This window comes from Rhizobium sp. IBUN (genome assembly GCF_000510625.1).
GTDB classification, from domain to species: Bacteria; Pseudomonadota; Alphaproteobacteria; order Rhizobiales; family Rhizobiaceae; genus Rhizobium; species Rhizobium altiplani.
In genome coordinates this window covers 191,490-207,392 of record NZ_AZNV01000003.1, presented here as the reverse complement: position 1 = coordinate 207,392, position 15,903 = coordinate 191,490, and the positions used below count along the sequence as shown (strand labels likewise).

Genomic DNA, 15,903 nt, shown 5'->3' with positions numbered 1-15,903 from the left:
CCAACGTCTTGTGGGTGACGCCTTGCTCTTCCTCAATCGCGGTTGTCATCTATAGCGGCGGGCGGCTAGGGTTGGCACCTCTTTTTTGGAAAAAATGCATCTCCGTGAACGAACGAATAGACACTGGAATAGAAGCCTTTTCGGCTGCCGAGCTGGCCACGGAAGAAAGCCGCGCCTCGGCAACGCCGATGATGGAGCAATTCATCGAGATCAAGGCCAACAACCCTGACTCGTTGCTGTTCTATCGCATGGGCGATTTCTACGAGCTGTTCTTCGAGGATGCTCTGGAAGCCTCCCGTGCACTGGGCATCACGCTGACCAAGCGCGGCCAGCACATGGGGCAGGACATTCCTATGTGCGGCGTGCCTGTTCATGCGGCCGACGACTACCTGCAAAAGCTGATCGCCCTCGGCTTCCGGGTTGCCGTCTGCGAGCAGGTCGAGGACCCGGCCGAAGCCAAGAAGCGCGGATCCAAGTCCGTCGTGAAACGCGACGTTATCCGCCTGGTGACGCCGGGCACGATCACCGAGGAAAAGCTGCTTTCGCCGTCGGAATCGAACTATCTGATGGCACTTACCCGGATTCGCGGCAGCGCCGAGCCGGTATTGGCGCTGGCTTGGATCGACATCTCGACCGGAATTTTCCGCCTGGCCGAGACCGAAAGCTCGCGGCTGCTTGCCGATATCCTGCGGATCGACCCGCGTGAACTGATCGTGCCCGATACGATCTTTCACGATGCCGAGCTGAAACCTGTTTTCGACGTACTCGGCCGCACCGCCGTTCCGCAACCATCCGTGCTCTTCGACAGCGCCACCGCCGAGGGGCGGATCGCGCGCTATTTCAATGTCTCGACGCTTGATGGCTTCGGCACCTTTTCGCGCGCCGAGCTTGCCGCCGCCGCTGCAGCCGTCGCCTATGTCGAGAAGACACAGATCGCCGAACGGCCGCCGCTCGGGCGGCCGGAGCGCGAAAGCGCCGCGTCAACGCTGTTCATCGATCCCGCCACCCGTGCCAATCTCGAACTTGCCCGAACGCTTTCAGGCGATCGCAACGGCTCGTTGCTGAAGGCGATCGACCGTACCGTGACGGGCGGCGGGGCGCGCTTGCTGGCCGAACGGCTGATGTCGCCGTTGACCGATCCCATCCGGATCAATGAGCGGCTGGATTCGATCGGTTTCCTGATGGAGGAGCCTTCGCTTTGCGGCGACCTGCGCCACCATCTCAAGCATGTTCCCGATATGCCGCGCGCGCTTTCGCGTCTTGCACTCGACCGTGGCGGGCCGCGTGACCTTGCCGCCATCCGTCAGGGCCTGAGTGCTGCGGGCGATGTCGCCCGGCTGCTGTCGGAAGCACTGCTGCCGGAAGAGCTGAAGCTCGCGCTTTCGCGCCTCGAGGCCCTCCCGGCCGGCCTCGCAACGCTGCTTTCCGAAGCACTGGGCGACGAGCTGCCGCTGCTGAAGCGCGACGGCGGCTTCTTGCGGGACGGCGCCAACACCGAACTGGACGAGGTCAGGGCGCTGCGCGATCAATCGCGCCGGGTGATTGCCGGCCTGCAGCTGCAATATGCCGAGGAAACCGGCATCAAATCGCTGAAGATCAAGCACAACAATATCCTCGGCTACTTCATCGAAGTCACTGCCGGCAATGCCGGGCCGATGACCGATACGCCGGAGGCCAAGGGTCGCTTCATCCACCGCCAGACGATGGCGAACGCGATGCGCTTCACCACCACCGAGCTTGCCGATCTGGAAAGCCGGATCGCCAACGCCGCCGACAAGGCGCTTGCAATCGAACTGGCGGCATTCGACCACATGACCTCGGCCGTCGTCGCCGAAGCGGAAGCAATCAAGGCAGGCGCTCGCGCGCTCGCCGTTATCGACGTTGCCGCCGGCCTTGCGCTGCTTGCAGACGAGCAGGCCTATTGCCGGCCGCTGGTCGACGGCTCGAAGATGTTTGCGATCGAAGGCGGACGCCACCCTGTCGTCGAACAGGCGCTGCGGCGGCAATCATCTGGCCCGTTCGTTGCCAACAACTGCAATCTCTCTCCCGTCTCCGGCGGCAAGGATGGCGCGATCTGGCTGCTGACCGGCCCGAACATGGGCGGTAAGTCGACCTTCCTGCGTCAGAATGCACTGATCGCGATCCTCGCGCAGATGGGGTCCTTCGTGCCGGCGACGTCAGCCCATATCGGCATCGTCGATCGGCTGTTCTCGCGCGTCGGCGCTTCCGACGATCTTGCGCGCGGCCGCTCGACCTTCATGGTCGAAATGGTCGAAACGGCGGCGATCCTCAATCAAGCGACCGACCGGTCCCTTGTTATTCTCGACGAGATCGGCCGTGGTACGGCTACCTTCGACGGCCTTTCCATCGCCTGGGCCGCCGTCGAACATCTGCACGAAGGGAACCGCTGCCGCGGCCTCTTCGCCACCCACTTCCACGAACTGACGGTGCTGTCGGAAAAGCTTGCACGGTTATCGAATGCGACGATGCGCGTGAAGGAATGGGACGGCGACGTGATTTTCCTGCACGAGGTCGGCCCGGGTGCTGCCGACCGCTCCTACGGCATCCAGGTTGCCCGGCTTGCCGGCCTGCCGGCCTCGGTGGTGGCGCGTGCCCGCGACGTGCTGACACGCCTCGAGGACGCCGACCGCAAGAACCCGGCGAGCCAGCTCATCGACGACCTGCCGCTGTTCCAGGTGGCGGTTCGGCGCGAGGATGCCAGCCGTGGCCCATCGAAGGTGGAAGAAGCGCTAAAGGCCATGAGCCTCGACGACATGACCCCGCGCGAGGCGATGGACGCGCTCTACGACCTCAAGAAGAAGCTGAAGCAGGGCTAGCCGATGTTCATGGATCGGCTGTTCAACGAGACCCAGAGGCTTGCGGCGATCTTCAGCGCGCTTGAAGCGCTGCGGCTTGCGGATGAGCACGGCACCCCGCGCGGCTGGGCTTCTCCCTTCGGCCTGCTGCAGATCATCCGCTGCTGCGCCCGGATTCTGGAACTTTCCTCGTGTGTTGCCAAAGCCGGCTACCGCGAGTGCGACCAAGAGACGCTGGAGGCGATCACCAGCGAAACGCGGCAGGTGCTCTATTCCGTACAGGCTCAGATCGCTGCCTGATCGCCGGATGCCGCCGCTTTCGCGCGCGGCAACACCTTTTCGCCAAAATTAAAGGTTCTGCAGTATGAAAGCCCGTGTCATCGGCGGGCAAAGAGGCTATAGCGCATGCAGACGAAACGAGAGGAGCAGCAGCACACGGCTGCGCCACGCGAACAGGAAGCCGCCCCGCGCATGGCGACGACGAACGACATCGATTTCTCCAATATCCTCGACACCGATCATCTCTCGAAGACGTGCGACGCGGTGGCCGAGGCCAACAAGACGCGGCCCGACGTCATGCGGTCCGATCTGCTGGCGATCCTCAAGAAGGCGAGCAGCGAAGGTAGACAGATAGCGCGCGAGTTGCTTTCTGCCGATGGCAGCGGCATCAATTGTGCCCGCCGTATTTCCTGGCTGCAGGACCAGATCGTCACGGTCCTCTACGAGTTCGTCTGCACCCACGTCTTTCCGAAGCAGAAGGACAAGTTCGCCGTCACCGCAGTTGGCGGCTATGGCCGCGACACGCTGGCGCCAGGCTCCGATATCGACCTTCTGTTCCTGTTCCAGCCGAAGCCGGCGGAGGAGACGCACAAAGCAGTCGAATTCATGCTCTACGTCCTCTGGGACATGGGCTTCAAGGTTGGCCATGCTACGCGTACCCTGGAAGAGTGCATTGCGCTGTCGAAGTCGGACATGACGATCCGCACGGCGATCCTCGAGATGCGCTACATCTGTGGCCTGCGATCGCTGGAAACGCAACTGGAGACGCGCTTCGACAAGGAAATCGTCACCGGCACCGGCCCCGAATTCATCGCCGCCAAGCTTGCCGAGCGTGACGAGCGCCACCGCAAGGCGGGCGACACGCGCTATCTCGTCGAGCCAAACGTCAAGGAAGGCAAGGGCGGCCTGCGCGACCTGCACACGCTCTTCTGGATTTCGAAATACTACTACCATGTTCGCGACACGGCGGAGCTGGTGCCACTCGGCGTTCTCTCCAAGCACGAGTATCGCGTTTTCGAGAAGGCCGACGACTTCCTCTGGGCGGTGCGCTGCCACATGCATTTCCTGACCGGAAAGGCCGAGGAACGGCTGTCCTTCGACATTCAACGCGAGATCGCCGAAGCGCTTGGATATCATTCGCGACCCGGCCTTTCGGCCGTCGAGCGCTTCATGAAGCACTACTTCCTCGTCGCCAAGGACGTCGGCGACCTGACGCGCATCCTCTGCGCGGCGCTCGAGGATCAGCAGGCGAAGTCGACGCCCGGCCTCACCGGTGTCATCAGCCGCTTTGCGCACCGCAGCCGCAAGATCGCCGGCAGCACGGAGTTCGTCGAGGACCGCGGTCGTATCGCGCTTGCAAGCCCGGATGTCTTCAAGCACGACCCGGTCAACATCATCCGCCTGTTCCATGTTGCCGACATCAACGGGCTGGAATTCCATCCCGATGCGCTGAAGCGGGTGACGCGCTCGCTCAACCTCATCGACAGCGATCTGCGCGAAAACGATGAGGCCAATCGCCTCTTCATGTCGATCCTGACTTCGAAGGGCGACCCCGCGCTCATTCTGCGGCGCATGAACGAGGCCGGTGTGCTCGGCCGCTTCATTCCCGAATTCGGCAAGATCGTCGCGATGATGCAGTTCAACATGTACCACCATTATACGGTGGACGAGCATCTGATCCGCACCGTCGACGTCCTGTCGGAAATCGACAAGGGCAAGGCCGACGACCTGCACCCGCTCGCAAACAAATTGATGCCCGGCATCGAGGACCGCGAGGCGCTCTACCTTGCCGTGCTGCTGCACGACGTTGCCAAGGGCCGCCAAGAAGACCATTCCATTGCCGGCGCCCGTGTCGCCCGCAAGCTGTGCGCCCGTTTCGGCCTGTCGCAGAAGCAGACAGAGTTGGTCGTCTGGCTGATCCAGGAGCATCTGGTCATGTCGATGGTCGCGCAGACGCGCGACCTTACGGACCGCAAGACGATTACCGACTTCGCCGATGTGGTGCAGTCGCTCGACCGGCTGAAGATGCTGCTGATCCTGACGATCTGCGACATCCGCGCCGTCGGTCCCGGTGTCTGGAACGGCTGGAAAGGCCAGTTGCTGCGCACGCTTTACTATGAAACGGAACTGCTGCTTGCCGGCGGCTTCTCGGAGGTTTCGCGCAAGGAGCGCGCCAATTTCGCAGCCGAAGCGCTCTACAACGCGCTCTCCGACTGGAGCCAGAAGGATCGCAAGATCTACAGCAAGCTGCACTACCAGCCCTATCTGCTCTCCGTTCCCCTGGAAGATCAGGTCCGGCACGCCGGCTTCATCCGGCAGGCGGACAAGGCCGGCCAAGCGCTGGCGACAATGGTGCGGACCGACAGTTTCCACGCGATCACCGAGATCACGGTGCTCTCGCCCGACCATCCACGCCTCCTGGCCGTCATCGCCGGTGCCTGTGCCGCTGCCGGTGCCAACATCGTCGACGCGCAAATCTTCACGACGTCGGATGGGCGTGCGCTCGATACGATCCACGTCAGCCGCGAATTCAAGGACGATGCCGACGAGTTGCGCCGCGCCGGCACCATCGGGCGGATGATCGAGGACGTGCTTTCCGGCCGCAAGCGGCTGCCCGAGGTCATCGCGACCCGCACCAAGAACCGCAAGAAGAGCAAGGCCTTCGTCATCCCGCCGTCGGTCAACATCTCCAACAGCCTGTCGAACAAGTTCACGGTCATCGAAGTCGAATGCCTTGACCGGCCTGGCCTGCTGTCGGAAATCACAGCGGTTCTCTCGGATCTTTCGCTCGACATTCAGTCGGCCCGCATCACCACCTTCGGCGAGAAGGTCATCGACACCTTCTACGTGACCGATCTCGTCGGCCAGAAAATCTCGGGCGACAGTAAGCGCTCGAATATCACCGCGCGCCTCAAGGCCGTGATGGCCGAGGAACAGGACGAGCTGCGCGAGCGCATGCCCTCCGGCATCATCGCGCCGCCTGCTACGGCCAGCGCCGCGACGCAAACAGAAAAGAAGGCGGATTCGCCCGCATGAGCCCAAACGCATGAGCCTCGTTAGAAAATTCGCCACCGTCGGCGGCGCCACGCTCGGCAGCCGCATCTTCGGCTTCGCACGTGAAACGCTGATGGCGGCCGCACTCGGCACCGGTCCGATGGCCGACGTCTTTTATGCCGCCTTCCGTTTTCCGAACCTCTTCCGGCGGCTCTTTGCGGAAGGCGCTTTCAATGCCGCCTTCGTGCCGCTCTTTGCCAAGGAGATCGAGGCAAACGGCACCGATGGTGCCAAGCGCTTTTCGGAAGAAGTGTTCGGCGTGCTGTTTTCGGTGCTGCTGCTCATCACCATCGTGATGGAGCTCTCCATGCCCTTGCTCGTGCGCTTCGTCATCGCGCCGGGCTTTACCAACGATCCGGACAAGTTCGACATTACCGTGCGCATGGCGGCGGTCATGTTCCCCTACCTCATGTGCATGTCGCTGACGGCGATGATGAGCGGCATGCTGAATTCGCTTCATCATTTCTTCGCCGCCGCGATTGCGCCCGTTTTCCTCAACGTCGTGATGATCGGCGCGCTGTTCTATGCGCTCTATATCGGCGCGGAGCCCCTGCAGACCGCGTGGTATCTCTCCTGGGGCGTGCTCGTCGCCGGCATCCTGCAGCTCGCCGTCGTCTACTTCGGCGTGCTCCACGCCGGCATGAGCATCGGGTTGCGTTTCCCGCGCTTCACGCCCAACGTCAAACGACTGCTGATCCTCGCGATCCCCGCGGCGGTGACTGGCGGCATTACCCAGATCAACCAGATGATCGGCCAGGCGATTGCGTCCTCGCGCGAAGGCGCCATTGCAGCCCTCCAGTATGCCGACCGTATCTATCAGCTGCCGCTCGGCGTCGTCGGCGTCGCCGTCGGCGTGGTGCTGCTGCCGGAACTCGCCCGCGCCCTGAAGGGCGGCAATCTGCGCGAGGCCGCAAACCTGCAGAACCGGTCGATGGAATTCGTGCTGTTCCTGACCATCCCCGCTGCCTTCGCGCTCTGGATTCTCTCCGACGAAATCATCCGTGTGCTCTATGAGCGCGGTGCCTTCCATCAGGAAAACACCTCCATCGTCGGCTCCATCCTCGCCATCTACGGCATTGGCCTGCCAGCTTTCGTGCTGATCAAGGCGCTGCAGCCGGGATTCTACGCGCGCGAGGACACCAGGACGCCGATGCGCTTTTCCGCCATCGCCGTTGGCGTCAATTGCGCTACAGCGCTGACGCTCTTCCCGTTCCTCGGCGCTCCCGGCATTGCAGTCGCGGAAGCGACGGCAGGCTGGATAAGCACCGTACTGCTCTTCACCACCCTGCTGCGTCGTCGCCATCTCACCTGGGAATGGGCCTTGGCGCGGCGCACGGCGCTGCTCGTCGTGTCGGCGGCCGTCATGGGCGGCGTGATCATGTACCTGCAGCACCGCTGGGAGCCGTGGCTTGCCTCAAGCGCGCACCTGACGACGAAGGTCGGCACGCTCGGCCTTCTGATCGTGATCGCCATGGCTGTCTACTTCGCGACCGCATTCCTGATCGGTGGCGCAAATCTCGGCATGATCCGGCGCAATCTCAATCGCAAGTCGGCTGCAAAGGTAGACGGTTGAGCCTCAGCAATAGGTCCATCGTCGTTTGGCGCCTACGTCCACATGAACGATGCCGTTGCAGTAACGGCCGATCCCGCCGATTCCTGGTGCCGATTCAGCGATCGCAATGATGGTGCGCTCCGAAACGCCGGGGATCCGGATATCGGCGGCTGCGCAGTAGCGATGCTGGGAATGAGATCGCCCGTGCGCCCGGAACCCCGAGGTTACCATTGGACGGCGACCGGTCTTGGCGGCGATATAAGCAAGAACGCCGCGTAGCCGCGGTGGGAAGCAGTTCGCCTGGACGCTGACGGTCTGCAGCGAGTAGGCAAGCGTTTCCTTATGCTTGAGCGGCGGTATTGCAACTCTTCTGACGTTCTGGGCGTCGGCACTGTCGAAACACGACAGACTGAACAGGCCGGCGAGTGCGATGGAAAATGCCGAATGCATGGTTCCCTCCCCTCGAAATGCGCCGGCATCGCCGGCGCAGTTTTTGGCGAATGGAACGCTCACCCCAAAAATGGCCTTTTTGTGAAATTCTTTACCTACCGTTACGGAACCGTAACACAATTTACCGCCAATTGATGAATTAGCTCTACCTCAGAGGTGGTATAAATTTGCAAGCTGCGTAAATTTTCTTGACATATTCACAGCAAGCAATTCATCGCCAATCTCCCGTTCATAGCGTTTCTCGTGCAAATACCACCGCCAATCCCGCCGGGTGCAATGTGTGTCAAAACGCTTGCTAGACCTCACGGTCGCTAAGACGCCCCCGTCGGCGCGAGGAGCATGATCCTTGACCGAGCCCCCGCAACCGGCAACAACACGACACGACAAATCGGAGCCTGCAATGTCCCAATCGCTTTTCTCGTAACGCTCGTCGTCGACGACTACGATCGCGCCAAGGACTTCTACTGCGGCGCGCTCGGCTTCGATTGCCTCCAGGATGACGTCCAGCCGGATGGCAAGCGCTGGGTCGTCGTCAGACCGAAGGGCAGCGACGGCGCAGCCTTTCTGCTCGCGCAGGCGGTCAACGATCGGCAGATGGCGGCAATGGGCAACCAGACGGGCGGGCGTGTCGGCTTCTTTCTCAAGACCGACGATTTTGCAGGCGACCATGAGTCGATGCTGGCCAAGGGCGTGCAGTTTCTCGAGGCGCCGCGGCACGAAAGCTACGGGACCGTCGCCGTGTTTGCGGATCCTTACGGCAACACCTTCGATCTGATCGAACACGCCGCAGGCTGAACCCCTTGATTGCGGGAGCGCGCGCGTGCATAAGCGCGCCCGTTAGCAACATGGGTTACAGACCCTGGGGCCCTCCACCAGCCTAATCGAGGACATAATGAACGAATTCAAGAAAGTCGTTTTTTCCGGCGTCCAACCGACCGGCAATCTCCATCTCGGCAACTATCTCGGCGCGATCCGCAAGTTCGTGGCACTGCAGGAAGGCAACGACTGCATCTACTGTGTCGTGGATATGCACGCGCTGACGGCGCAGCTCGTCCATGAGGATATGCCGAACCAGATCCGCTCGATTGCCGCCGCCTTCATCGCCTCCGGCATCGATCCGGAAAAGCACATCGTCTTCAACCAGTCGGCCGTGCCGCAGCATGCAGAACTCGCATGGATCTTCAATTGCGTAGCGCGCATCGGTTGGATGAACCGCATGACGCAGTTCAAGGACAAGGCCGGCAAGGACCGCGAGCAGGCCTCGCTCGGTCTCTACGCCTATCCGAGCCTGATGGCTGCCGACATCCTCGTCTATCGCGGGACGCATGTCCCCGTCGGCGACGACCAGAAGCAGCACCTTGAACTCGCCCGCGACATCGCCATGAAGTTCAACCTCGACTACGCGGAGCATATCCGCAAGACGGACTATGGCATCGACATCACCGTCGGCAACGAGCCGGTGCATGCCTATTTCCCGATGGTCGAGCCGCTGATCGATGGCCCGGCGCCGCGTGTCATGTCGCTTCGCGACGGTACCAAGAAGATGTCGAAGTCGGATCCATCAGATCTTTCGCGCATCAACCTGATGGACGACGAGGAGGCGATCTCGAAGAAGATCCGCAAGGCCAAGACCGATCCGGACGGCTTGCCCAGTGAAGTCGACGGTCTCAAGGGTCGCCCGGAAGCGGACAACCTTGTCGGCATCTACGCGGCGCTCGCTGACAGGTCGAAAGCTGACGTGCTTGCCGAATTCGGCGGGCAGCAGTTCTCGGTCTTCAAGCCGGCGCTCGTCGATCTCGCCGTCAATGTGCTCTCGCCGATCACCGCCGAGATGCGCCGCCTGATGTCGGACACCAGTCACATCGACGCGACCCTGCGCAACGGCAGTGAACGGGCTCGGGCCCGCGCCGAGGTGACGATGAAGCAAGTGCGCGACATCGTCGGCTTCCTGTACTGAGATAGGCCTCAAGAGCTTACCCGGGGCGACCTTTGCCGCCCCGGGCTTGTCGAAGCCAGACCTGCGGCGTAGTCTGTTGAAACGACCGTCAGGAGGCTTCGATGCGAGATCGCAACCTCATCCAGATCGGCACGATGGAGATCCGGTTTCTGATCGACGAGGATCAGAGTGCCGGCGGCCTCGTGATGTTCGAATTCACGGTCCCGCCCCAGGCACGCGTCCCCGCCCCCCATTACCACCGCGACGTCGACGAAGTGATCTACGGATTGTCCGGCACGATGTCGACGACGCTGGACGGGCGCAAACACGAGATCGCAGCGGGGGAAACCCTGTTCATTCCGCGCGGTTACGTCCACACCCACGAGAACCTGCATGGCGAAACCGCCAAGGCGTTGATCACCATGACGCCCGGCCTGATCGGCAGGCGCTATTTCGAGGAGATGGCATCGGCCATCAATGTTCAGGGCAAGCCTGACATCGAACACGTGAAGGCGATCATGCGTCTCTACGGACTGGTTCCGGCCTGACTACACAGCACGCAGGCGATCCTTCGAAGGCGACCAAACGAGGGCTTGCAAATCTTCAGGTTCAGGTGTCAGAGTCCGCCCCATGGTATCAAAACGACTCTCCCGGCTCGAAGGTCATCGCCGCAAATTCATGGCGGTCATTGACGATACGCCTGAATGCTCCCGCGCCGTCCACTACGCCGGTCGGCGCGCCAAGAACTCGAATGGCGGCCTTGTGCTGATGTACGTGATTCCGGAGGGCGACTTCCAGCAGTGGCTGGGTGTGGAGGAAATCATGCGCGCCGAGGCGCGCGAGGAAGCGGAAGCAGTGGTCGCCAAGGCGGCGCATGTGGTTCGCGAAACGATCGGCATCGACCCTGAGATCGTCATCCGCGAGGGAAGCGCCACGGAACAGATCAACGCCGTCATCGAAGAAGACCGTGATATCGCCATCCTGGTGCTGGCCGCAAGCTCGGCAAAGGAGGGACCGGGGCCGCTGGTGTCGTCGATCGCCGGGCGTGGCGCGACATTTCCGATCCCCGTCACGGTCCTGCCGGATACATTGACCGACGAGGAGCTGGATGCCCTCGCATAAAGCCATTTCTTGAGTGCCAGTCTCTTGAATAGAGTTGCCAATCGGCTTATTTTCTTTTTTGAAGAATTCTAAAGACGGCCTGGGGCACTGCCCGCCGCACGGAGAGCGACATGTTTATTCAGACCGAAGCCACACCGAATCCCGCCACGCAGAAGTTCCTGCCGGGTCGGGTCGTGATGGAAAACGGCACGGCCGAGTTTCGGAGCCCCGACGAGGCCCAGGCATCACCGCTCGCGGCTCGTCTGTTCGAAATCCCGGGCGTGACCGGCGTCTACTTCGGTTATGACTTCATCTCCGTCTCCAAGGACAATGCCGAGTGGCAGCACCTGAAGCCGGCGATCCTTGGCTCGATCATGGAACACTTCATGTCGGGCAAGCCTGTCATGGGCGATGCATCGATTCTTTCCGAAGATCTCGATGCCGGCGGCGAATTCTTCGACGAAGCCGACGAGTCGATCGTGCTGACGATCAAGGAGCTGCTGGACACACGCGTGCGGCCGGCCGTTGCACAGGATGGTGGCGACATCACCTTCCGCGGCTTCAAGGACGGCAAGGTTTATCTCAACATGAAGGGCTCTTGCTCCGGCTGCCCGTCCTCGACGGCGACGCTGAAGCATGGCGTGCAGAACCTGCTTCGCCATTTCGTTCCGGAAGTCGAGGAAGTCGTCGCCGCCTGACGGCGACGCCCCTGTTCCGGCATTCGTCCTGGCGCAGCAATTGCAAGCGCGGCAGGGTGATTGTATGGACGCTGAGGAACGCTTTATTCGGAAATTGATGCCATGATCATACTGGCGCTCGACACCGCAGGTGTGGATTGCGCTGCCGCTCTCTATGACAGCGGCAGGAATACGATGCTGGGGGAGGCATCGGACATGATCGGCAAGGGGCATGCTGAGCATCTGATGGGGATCGTCGACCGCGCGATGGATCAGGCGGGCCTGGCGCTTTCGGCCGTCGATCGTATTGCCGTCACCATCGGTCCTGGCTCCTTCACGGGCATTCGCGTCGGCGTCGCCGCTGCCCGCGGCTTTGCGCTGTCGCTCGGCGTTCCGGCCGTCGGCATCACCACGCTTGCGGTGATGGCTGAAGCGCAGCGGCAAAAGACGCCCGGGCGCCCGGTGCTGACAGCCATGGATGCCAAGCGAAACGAGATCTACTTGCAGGCCTTCAATGCCGATGGCGAACCGCTCGACGAAGCGCGCGCCGTGACTGTCGAGGAAGCGCAGACGGTTGCTGCGGCATTCGATGGTGAAATAACCGGTTCGGCCACGCCACTCCTGAAGCCGGACGCGACCGGCGACCATGCCAACCATTTCCCGATTTCTTTGGTGGCGCGCCTCGGTGCCGCCGCCGATCCGTCTGCTGGAAAGCCTAAACCTCTTTATCTGCGCGGACCCGATGCCAAGCCGCAGGCCGGATTCGCAATTGCGCGAGTATGACGATGTTGGAATCCTATTTGACCTTGAAGCCGGAATTTGAAATCGTCGCGATGGATGCCGATGATTGCCGCGCGGTCGCCGCGCTGCACGGCGAGCGTTTCGCCCGCCCGTGGGGCGATGGCGAATTCTACAGCCTGCTCAGCCAGGATACCGTCTTCGGCTTCGTGGCCCGCCAAACCAATGCATTCCTCAAGAAGCCGTTGCCGGGCTTCGTGCTGGCGCGCCAAGTCGCCGGCGAAGCGGAAATCCTGACGATCGCCGTGCAGACAAAGGTCGCGCGCGCCGGCCTCGGCTGGCGGCTGATGCAAGCTGCCATGCGCGAAGCGAAACTGCGCGGTGGCGAGAGCATCTTTCTCGAGGTCGACGACGGCAATGCGGCCGCACTCGGGCTCTACGGCAAGCTCGGCTTCGAGAAGGTCGGCGAACGCCGGGGATACTACAAGGATGCCAAGGGCGCGGTTTCCACAGCGCTTGTCATGAAGCGCGTTCTTCGCTAGTTCCGTTGCTTGAACGTTGACTATCGGAAGGCAGCCCATGACTGACGTCGCCAAGACCCTCGAGGAGCTTTGCGCTGAACGCGGCATGCGCATGACCGAGCAGCGCCGTGTAATCGCACGCATACTCGAAGAATCCGCCGACCACCCCGACGTGGAAGAACTCTATCGCCGCTCGGTGAAGGTCGATGCGAAGATTTCGATCTCGACAGTCTACCGCACCGTGAAGCTGTTCGAAGACGCCGGCATTATCGAGCGTCATGACTTCCGAGACGGCCGCTCGCGTTATGAGACGGTGCCGGAAGAGCACCACGACCATCTCATCGACCTCAAGTCGGGTGTGGTGATCGAGTTTCACTCGCCCGAGATCGAGGCATTGCAGGAGCGCATCGCCCGCGAGCACGGCTTCAAGCTGGTCGACCACCGGCTGGAACTTTACGGCATCCCGCTCAAGCCGGACGAGCGCTGAGACATGATCGCAGCCATGGAGTCTTCGTCTTGATCGCCTGGCTGCGCGTCGCCTTTGCGGGTATCGTCATTTTCGTCGCCAGTCTCCTGCTCATGCCCTGGCAGCTTTTGGCGCTCCGCTTCGACTGGAAGCTGCGGCGCTGGCTGCCCCGCGTCTGGCATCGCATCGTCTGTTTCTGTCTCGGCATCCGGATTCGCGTCCATGGGAAGATGGAAACGCACAGGCCGTTGATGCTGTGCGCCAATCATTCGTCGTGGATGGACATCATGGTGCTCTCCGCGGTTGCCGACGTTGCCTTCATCGCCAAGATCGAGGTGCGCGACTGGCCGATTTTCGGCACGCTGGCGAAACTGCAGAAGAGCGTCTTCGTCGTGCGCGAGGAAAAGCGCAAGACCGGTCATCAGGCGAACGAGATAGCGACCCGAATGGCGGATGGCGAGATCGTCGTCCTGTTTCCGGAGGGCACGACGTCGGATGGAAACCGGCTTCTGGAGGTCAAATCGTCGCTGTTTGGCGCCGCCGCCATGGCGGTTCCCGCTTCGCCGACCGGAGCCGTCGTCGTCCAACCGGTCGCGGTGGCCTATACCGGCGTCCACGGTCTGCCGATGGGGCGCTATCATCGCCCGCTTGCCTCGTGGCCGGGCGATGTGGAGATGTTCCCGCATCTGAAAGACATGCTGCGATGCGGCGCCTTTGAGGTGGAGGTCTGTTTCGGCGAAGCCGTCGAATATCGTGCGAACAGCAACCGCAAGGAAGTCAGCACGACCATCGCTCGTCGCATCCGCACGATGCTTGGCGCAGCATTGCGCGGTCGCAAAGCGGCCTGAGGCAAGATTTCCTTTTCTCGCGCATGAAAAACCACTAAATAGCCGCCCATGACCCAGGACAGTGCCCTTCTTCATGCCCCGGAGACCGATCTCCGTGATGGCAGCAACAGCCGCAAGGTGTTCATCAAGACCTATGGCTGCCAGATGAACGTCTATGACTCGACACGCATGAGCGATGCCCTCGCGCGTGACGGATACGAGTCGACGGAAGTCTTGGAAGAGGCAGACCTTGTTCTGCTGAATACCTGTCATATCCGCGAAAAGGCTGCCGAAAAGGTCTACTCGGCGCTCGGCCGCCTGCGCGACATGAAGAAGGAGCGCAACAAGGAAGGCCGGGAGTTCATGATCGGCGTCGCCGGTTGCGTGGCACAGGCGGAAGGCGAGGAAATCCTGCGCCGGGCGCCCGCCGTCGACGTCGTCATCGGTCCGCAGACCTATCACCGCCTGCCGGAAGCGCTGCGCAAGGCGAAGGAAGGGCAGCGGATCGTCGACACGGAATATGCCCTCGAAGACAAGTTCGAGCATCTGCCGATCGCCGAGAGCAAGAAAATCCGCTCTCGCGGCGTAACCTCCTTCCTGACGGTTCAGGAAGGATGCGACAAGTTCTGCACCTTCTGTGTCGTGCCCTATACGCGCGGTTCGGAAGTATCTCGGCCTGTCAGCCAGATCGTCGAGGAAGCACAGAGGCTCGTGGAAGGCGGCGTGCGCGAAATCACGCTGCTCGGCCAGAACGTCAACGCCTGGCATGGTGTCGGCCCGAATGGTCAGGAATGGACGCTCGGAGACCTGCTCTACCGGCTGGCCGAGATCCCCGGACTTGCACGTCTGCGCTACACCACCAGCCATCCTCGCGACATGGACGATCGCCTGATCGAGGCGCATCGGGACCTGCGCGCGCTGATGCCCTACCTGCATCTGCCGGTGCAGGCCGGCTCCGACCGCATCCTGAAGGCGATGAACCGGCGCCATACGGCCGCCGAATACCTGACCCTCGTCGAGCGCATCCGCGCCGCTCGCCCAGACATTGCCCTTTCCGGAGACTTCATCGTCGGTTTTCCGGGGGAGACAGAGCAGGATTTTGAAGATACACTCCGTCTCGTGGAGGAGGTGCGCTATGCGCAGGCCTTCTCCTTCAAGTACTCGACACGGCCGGGCACGCCCGGTGCGGAACTGAAGGACCAGGTGCCGGAAGAGATCAAGGCAGAACGGCTAGAACGCCTGCAGGCGCTTCTTCTGAAGCAACAGCAGGAATTTGCCGAATCCTGTGTCGGGAAAACGATCGAACTGTTGCTCGAAAAGCCCGGTCGCATGCCAGGACAGCTTATCGGCCGTTCTCCGTGGCTTCAGTCCGTGAATGTTGATGCAAAAGCATTGCAAATCGGTGACATTATTAACGTGCGAATCACCGGAACCGGAACCAACAGCCTGTTTGCCGAGATAGCAGAGGCTGAGGTCTAAACCCTAG

The 15,903-nt window shown here is 61.7% G+C and carries 15 protein-coding genes; 14 read left to right on the top strand and 1 reads right to left on the bottom strand.

Annotated elements, in window-relative coordinates; translation table 11 throughout:
• The first annotated feature begins 104 nt into the window (after positions 1–104).
• From mutS to murJ, 4 genes are all read left to right on the top strand, one after another.
• Positions 105–2,837 carry a DNA mismatch repair protein MutS gene (gene mutS / locus RHIBUN_RS0105100; protein WP_025658719.1) on the top strand — a complete coding sequence of 911 codons (2,733 nt, stop codon included), beginning with the start codon at positions 105–107 and terminating at the stop codon, positions 2,835–2,837.
• Positions 2,838–2,840: 3 nt separating this feature from the next.
• On the top strand, positions 2,841–3,116 hold the full coding sequence (locus tag RHIBUN_RS0105095) for a hypothetical protein (RefSeq protein ID WP_025658718.1): 276 nt from the start codon (positions 2,841–2,843) through the stop codon (positions 3,114–3,116).
• Positions 3,117–3,221: 105 nt separating this feature from the next.
• The gene (locus RHIBUN_RS0105090) at positions 3,222–6,131 is read left to right on the top strand and encodes a [protein-PII] uridylyltransferase (protein WP_025658717.1); all 2,910 of its coding nucleotides are present in this window, start codon (positions 3,222–3,224) and stop codon (positions 6,129–6,131) included.
• A gap of 10 nt (positions 6,132–6,141) precedes the next feature.
• On the top strand, positions 6,142–7,722 hold the full coding sequence (gene murJ, locus RHIBUN_RS0105085; protein WP_025658716.1) for a murein biosynthesis integral membrane protein MurJ: 1,581 nt from the start codon (positions 6,142–6,144) through the stop codon (positions 7,720–7,722).
• Between the two features lie 3 nt (positions 7,723–7,725).
• Here the strand turns inward: murJ and RHIBUN_RS0105080 are convergent, their stop codons facing one another.
• The gene (locus RHIBUN_RS0105080; RefSeq protein WP_018855102.1) at positions 7,726–8,151 is read right to left on the bottom strand and encodes a D-Ala-D-Ala carboxypeptidase family metallohydrolase; all 426 of its coding nucleotides are present in this window, start codon (positions 8,149–8,151) and stop codon (positions 7,726–7,728) included.
• Between the two features lie 339 nt (positions 8,152–8,490).
• On the opposite strand from RHIBUN_RS0105080, the gene RHIBUN_RS0105070 reads away from it, so the two are divergent.
• The 10 genes from RHIBUN_RS0105070 to miaB all read left to right on the top strand — a co-directional run bounded on the left by RHIBUN_RS0105070 (position 8,491) and on the right by miaB (position 15,896).
• Positions 8,491–8,946, top strand: a complete 456-nt coding sequence (locus RHIBUN_RS0105070) for a VOC family protein (protein WP_025658715.1) — start codon at positions 8,491–8,493, stop codon at positions 8,944–8,946.
• A 97-nt stretch (positions 8,947–9,043) separates the two neighbouring features.
• Positions 9,044–10,108: a tryptophan--tRNA ligase gene (trpS, locus tag RHIBUN_RS0105065; RefSeq protein WP_025658714.1), complete on the top strand. Its 1,065-nt coding sequence runs from the start codon at positions 9,044–9,046 to the stop codon at positions 10,106–10,108.
• 101 nt (positions 10,109–10,209) lie between these two features.
• A complete protein-coding gene (locus RHIBUN_RS0105060; protein ID WP_018855105.1) occupies positions 10,210–10,635 on the top strand; it encodes a cupin domain-containing protein in 426 nt (141 codons plus the stop codon).
• 82 nt (positions 10,636–10,717) lie between these two features.
• Positions 10,718–11,209, top strand: a complete 492-nt coding sequence (locus RHIBUN_RS0105055; RefSeq protein WP_007789346.1) for a universal stress protein — start codon at positions 10,718–10,720, stop codon at positions 11,207–11,209.
• A gap of 110 nt (positions 11,210–11,319) precedes the next feature.
• Positions 11,320–11,886, top strand: coding sequence for a NifU family protein (locus RHIBUN_RS0105050; protein WP_025658713.1), 567 nt, complete (start codon positions 11,320–11,322; stop codon positions 11,884–11,886).
• Between the two features lie 102 nt (positions 11,887–11,988).
• Positions 11,989–12,648 carry a tRNA (adenosine(37)-N6)-threonylcarbamoyltransferase complex dimerization subunit type 1 TsaB gene (gene tsaB / locus RHIBUN_RS0105045; RefSeq protein WP_025658712.1) on the top strand — a complete coding sequence of 220 codons (660 nt, stop codon included), beginning with the start codon at positions 11,989–11,991 and terminating at the stop codon, positions 12,646–12,648.
• A 2-nt stretch (positions 12,649–12,650) separates the two neighbouring features.
• Entirely contained in the window at positions 12,651–13,145 is a 495-nt protein-coding gene (locus RHIBUN_RS0105040; protein WP_025658711.1) for an N-acetyltransferase, read from the top strand.
• A 37-nt stretch (positions 13,146–13,182) separates the two neighbouring features.
• Positions 13,183–13,611 (top strand): Fur family transcriptional regulator, encoded by a 429-nt coding sequence (locus tag RHIBUN_RS0105035; protein ID WP_007789354.1) that lies wholly within the window; start codon positions 13,183–13,185, stop codon positions 13,609–13,611.
• Positions 13,612–13,640: 29 nt separating this feature from the next.
• Positions 13,641–14,438: a lysophospholipid acyltransferase family protein gene (locus RHIBUN_RS0105030; protein ID WP_025658710.1), complete on the top strand. Its 798-nt coding sequence runs from the start codon at positions 13,641–13,643 to the stop codon at positions 14,436–14,438.
• 48 nt (positions 14,439–14,486) lie between these two features.
• Positions 14,487–15,896: a tRNA (N6-isopentenyl adenosine(37)-C2)-methylthiotransferase MiaB gene (miaB, locus tag RHIBUN_RS0105025; RefSeq protein ID WP_025658709.1), complete on the top strand. Its 1,410-nt coding sequence runs from the start codon at positions 14,487–14,489 to the stop codon at positions 15,894–15,896.
• Positions 15,897–15,903: the final 7 nt, after the last annotated feature.

What these genes read in the sequence shown, in the direction of transcription:
- RHIBUN_RS0105095 (WP_025658718.1), top strand. Translation starts at nt 2,841, where the DNA reads ATGTTCATGGATCGGCTGTTCAACGAGACCCAGAGGCTTGCGGCGATC.
- RHIBUN_RS0105090 (WP_025658717.1), top strand. Translation starts at nt 3,222, where the DNA reads ATGCAGACGAAACGAGAGGAGCAGCAGCACACGGCTGCGCCACGCGAA.
- murJ (WP_025658716.1), top strand. Translation starts at nt 6,142, where the DNA reads ATGAGCCTCGTTAGAAAATTCGCCACCGTCGGCGGCGCCACGCTCGGC.
- RHIBUN_RS0105080 (WP_018855102.1), bottom strand. Translation starts at nt 8,151, where the DNA reads ATGCATTCGGCATTTTCCATCGCACTCGCCGGCCTGTTCAGTCTGTCG.
- RHIBUN_RS0105070 (WP_025658715.1), top strand. Translation starts at nt 8,491, where the DNA reads ATGATCCTTGACCGAGCCCCCGCAACCGGCAACAACACGACACGACAA.
- trpS (WP_025658714.1), top strand. Translation starts at nt 9,044, where the DNA reads ATGAACGAATTCAAGAAAGTCGTTTTTTCCGGCGTCCAACCGACCGGC.
- RHIBUN_RS0105060 (WP_018855105.1), top strand. Translation starts at nt 10,210, where the DNA reads ATGCGAGATCGCAACCTCATCCAGATCGGCACGATGGAGATCCGGTTT.
- RHIBUN_RS0105055 (WP_007789346.1), top strand. Translation starts at nt 10,718, where the DNA reads ATGGTATCAAAACGACTCTCCCGGCTCGAAGGTCATCGCCGCAAATTC.
- RHIBUN_RS0105050 (WP_025658713.1), top strand. Translation starts at nt 11,320, where the DNA reads ATGTTTATTCAGACCGAAGCCACACCGAATCCCGCCACGCAGAAGTTC.
- tsaB (WP_025658712.1), top strand. Translation starts at nt 11,989, where the DNA reads ATGATCATACTGGCGCTCGACACCGCAGGTGTGGATTGCGCTGCCGCT.
- RHIBUN_RS0105040 (WP_025658711.1), top strand. Translation starts at nt 12,651, where the DNA reads ATGTTGGAATCCTATTTGACCTTGAAGCCGGAATTTGAAATCGTCGCG.
- RHIBUN_RS0105035 (WP_007789354.1), top strand. Translation starts at nt 13,183, where the DNA reads ATGACTGACGTCGCCAAGACCCTCGAGGAGCTTTGCGCTGAACGCGGC.
- miaB (WP_025658709.1), top strand. Translation starts at nt 14,487, where the DNA reads ATGACCCAGGACAGTGCCCTTCTTCATGCCCCGGAGACCGATCTCCGT.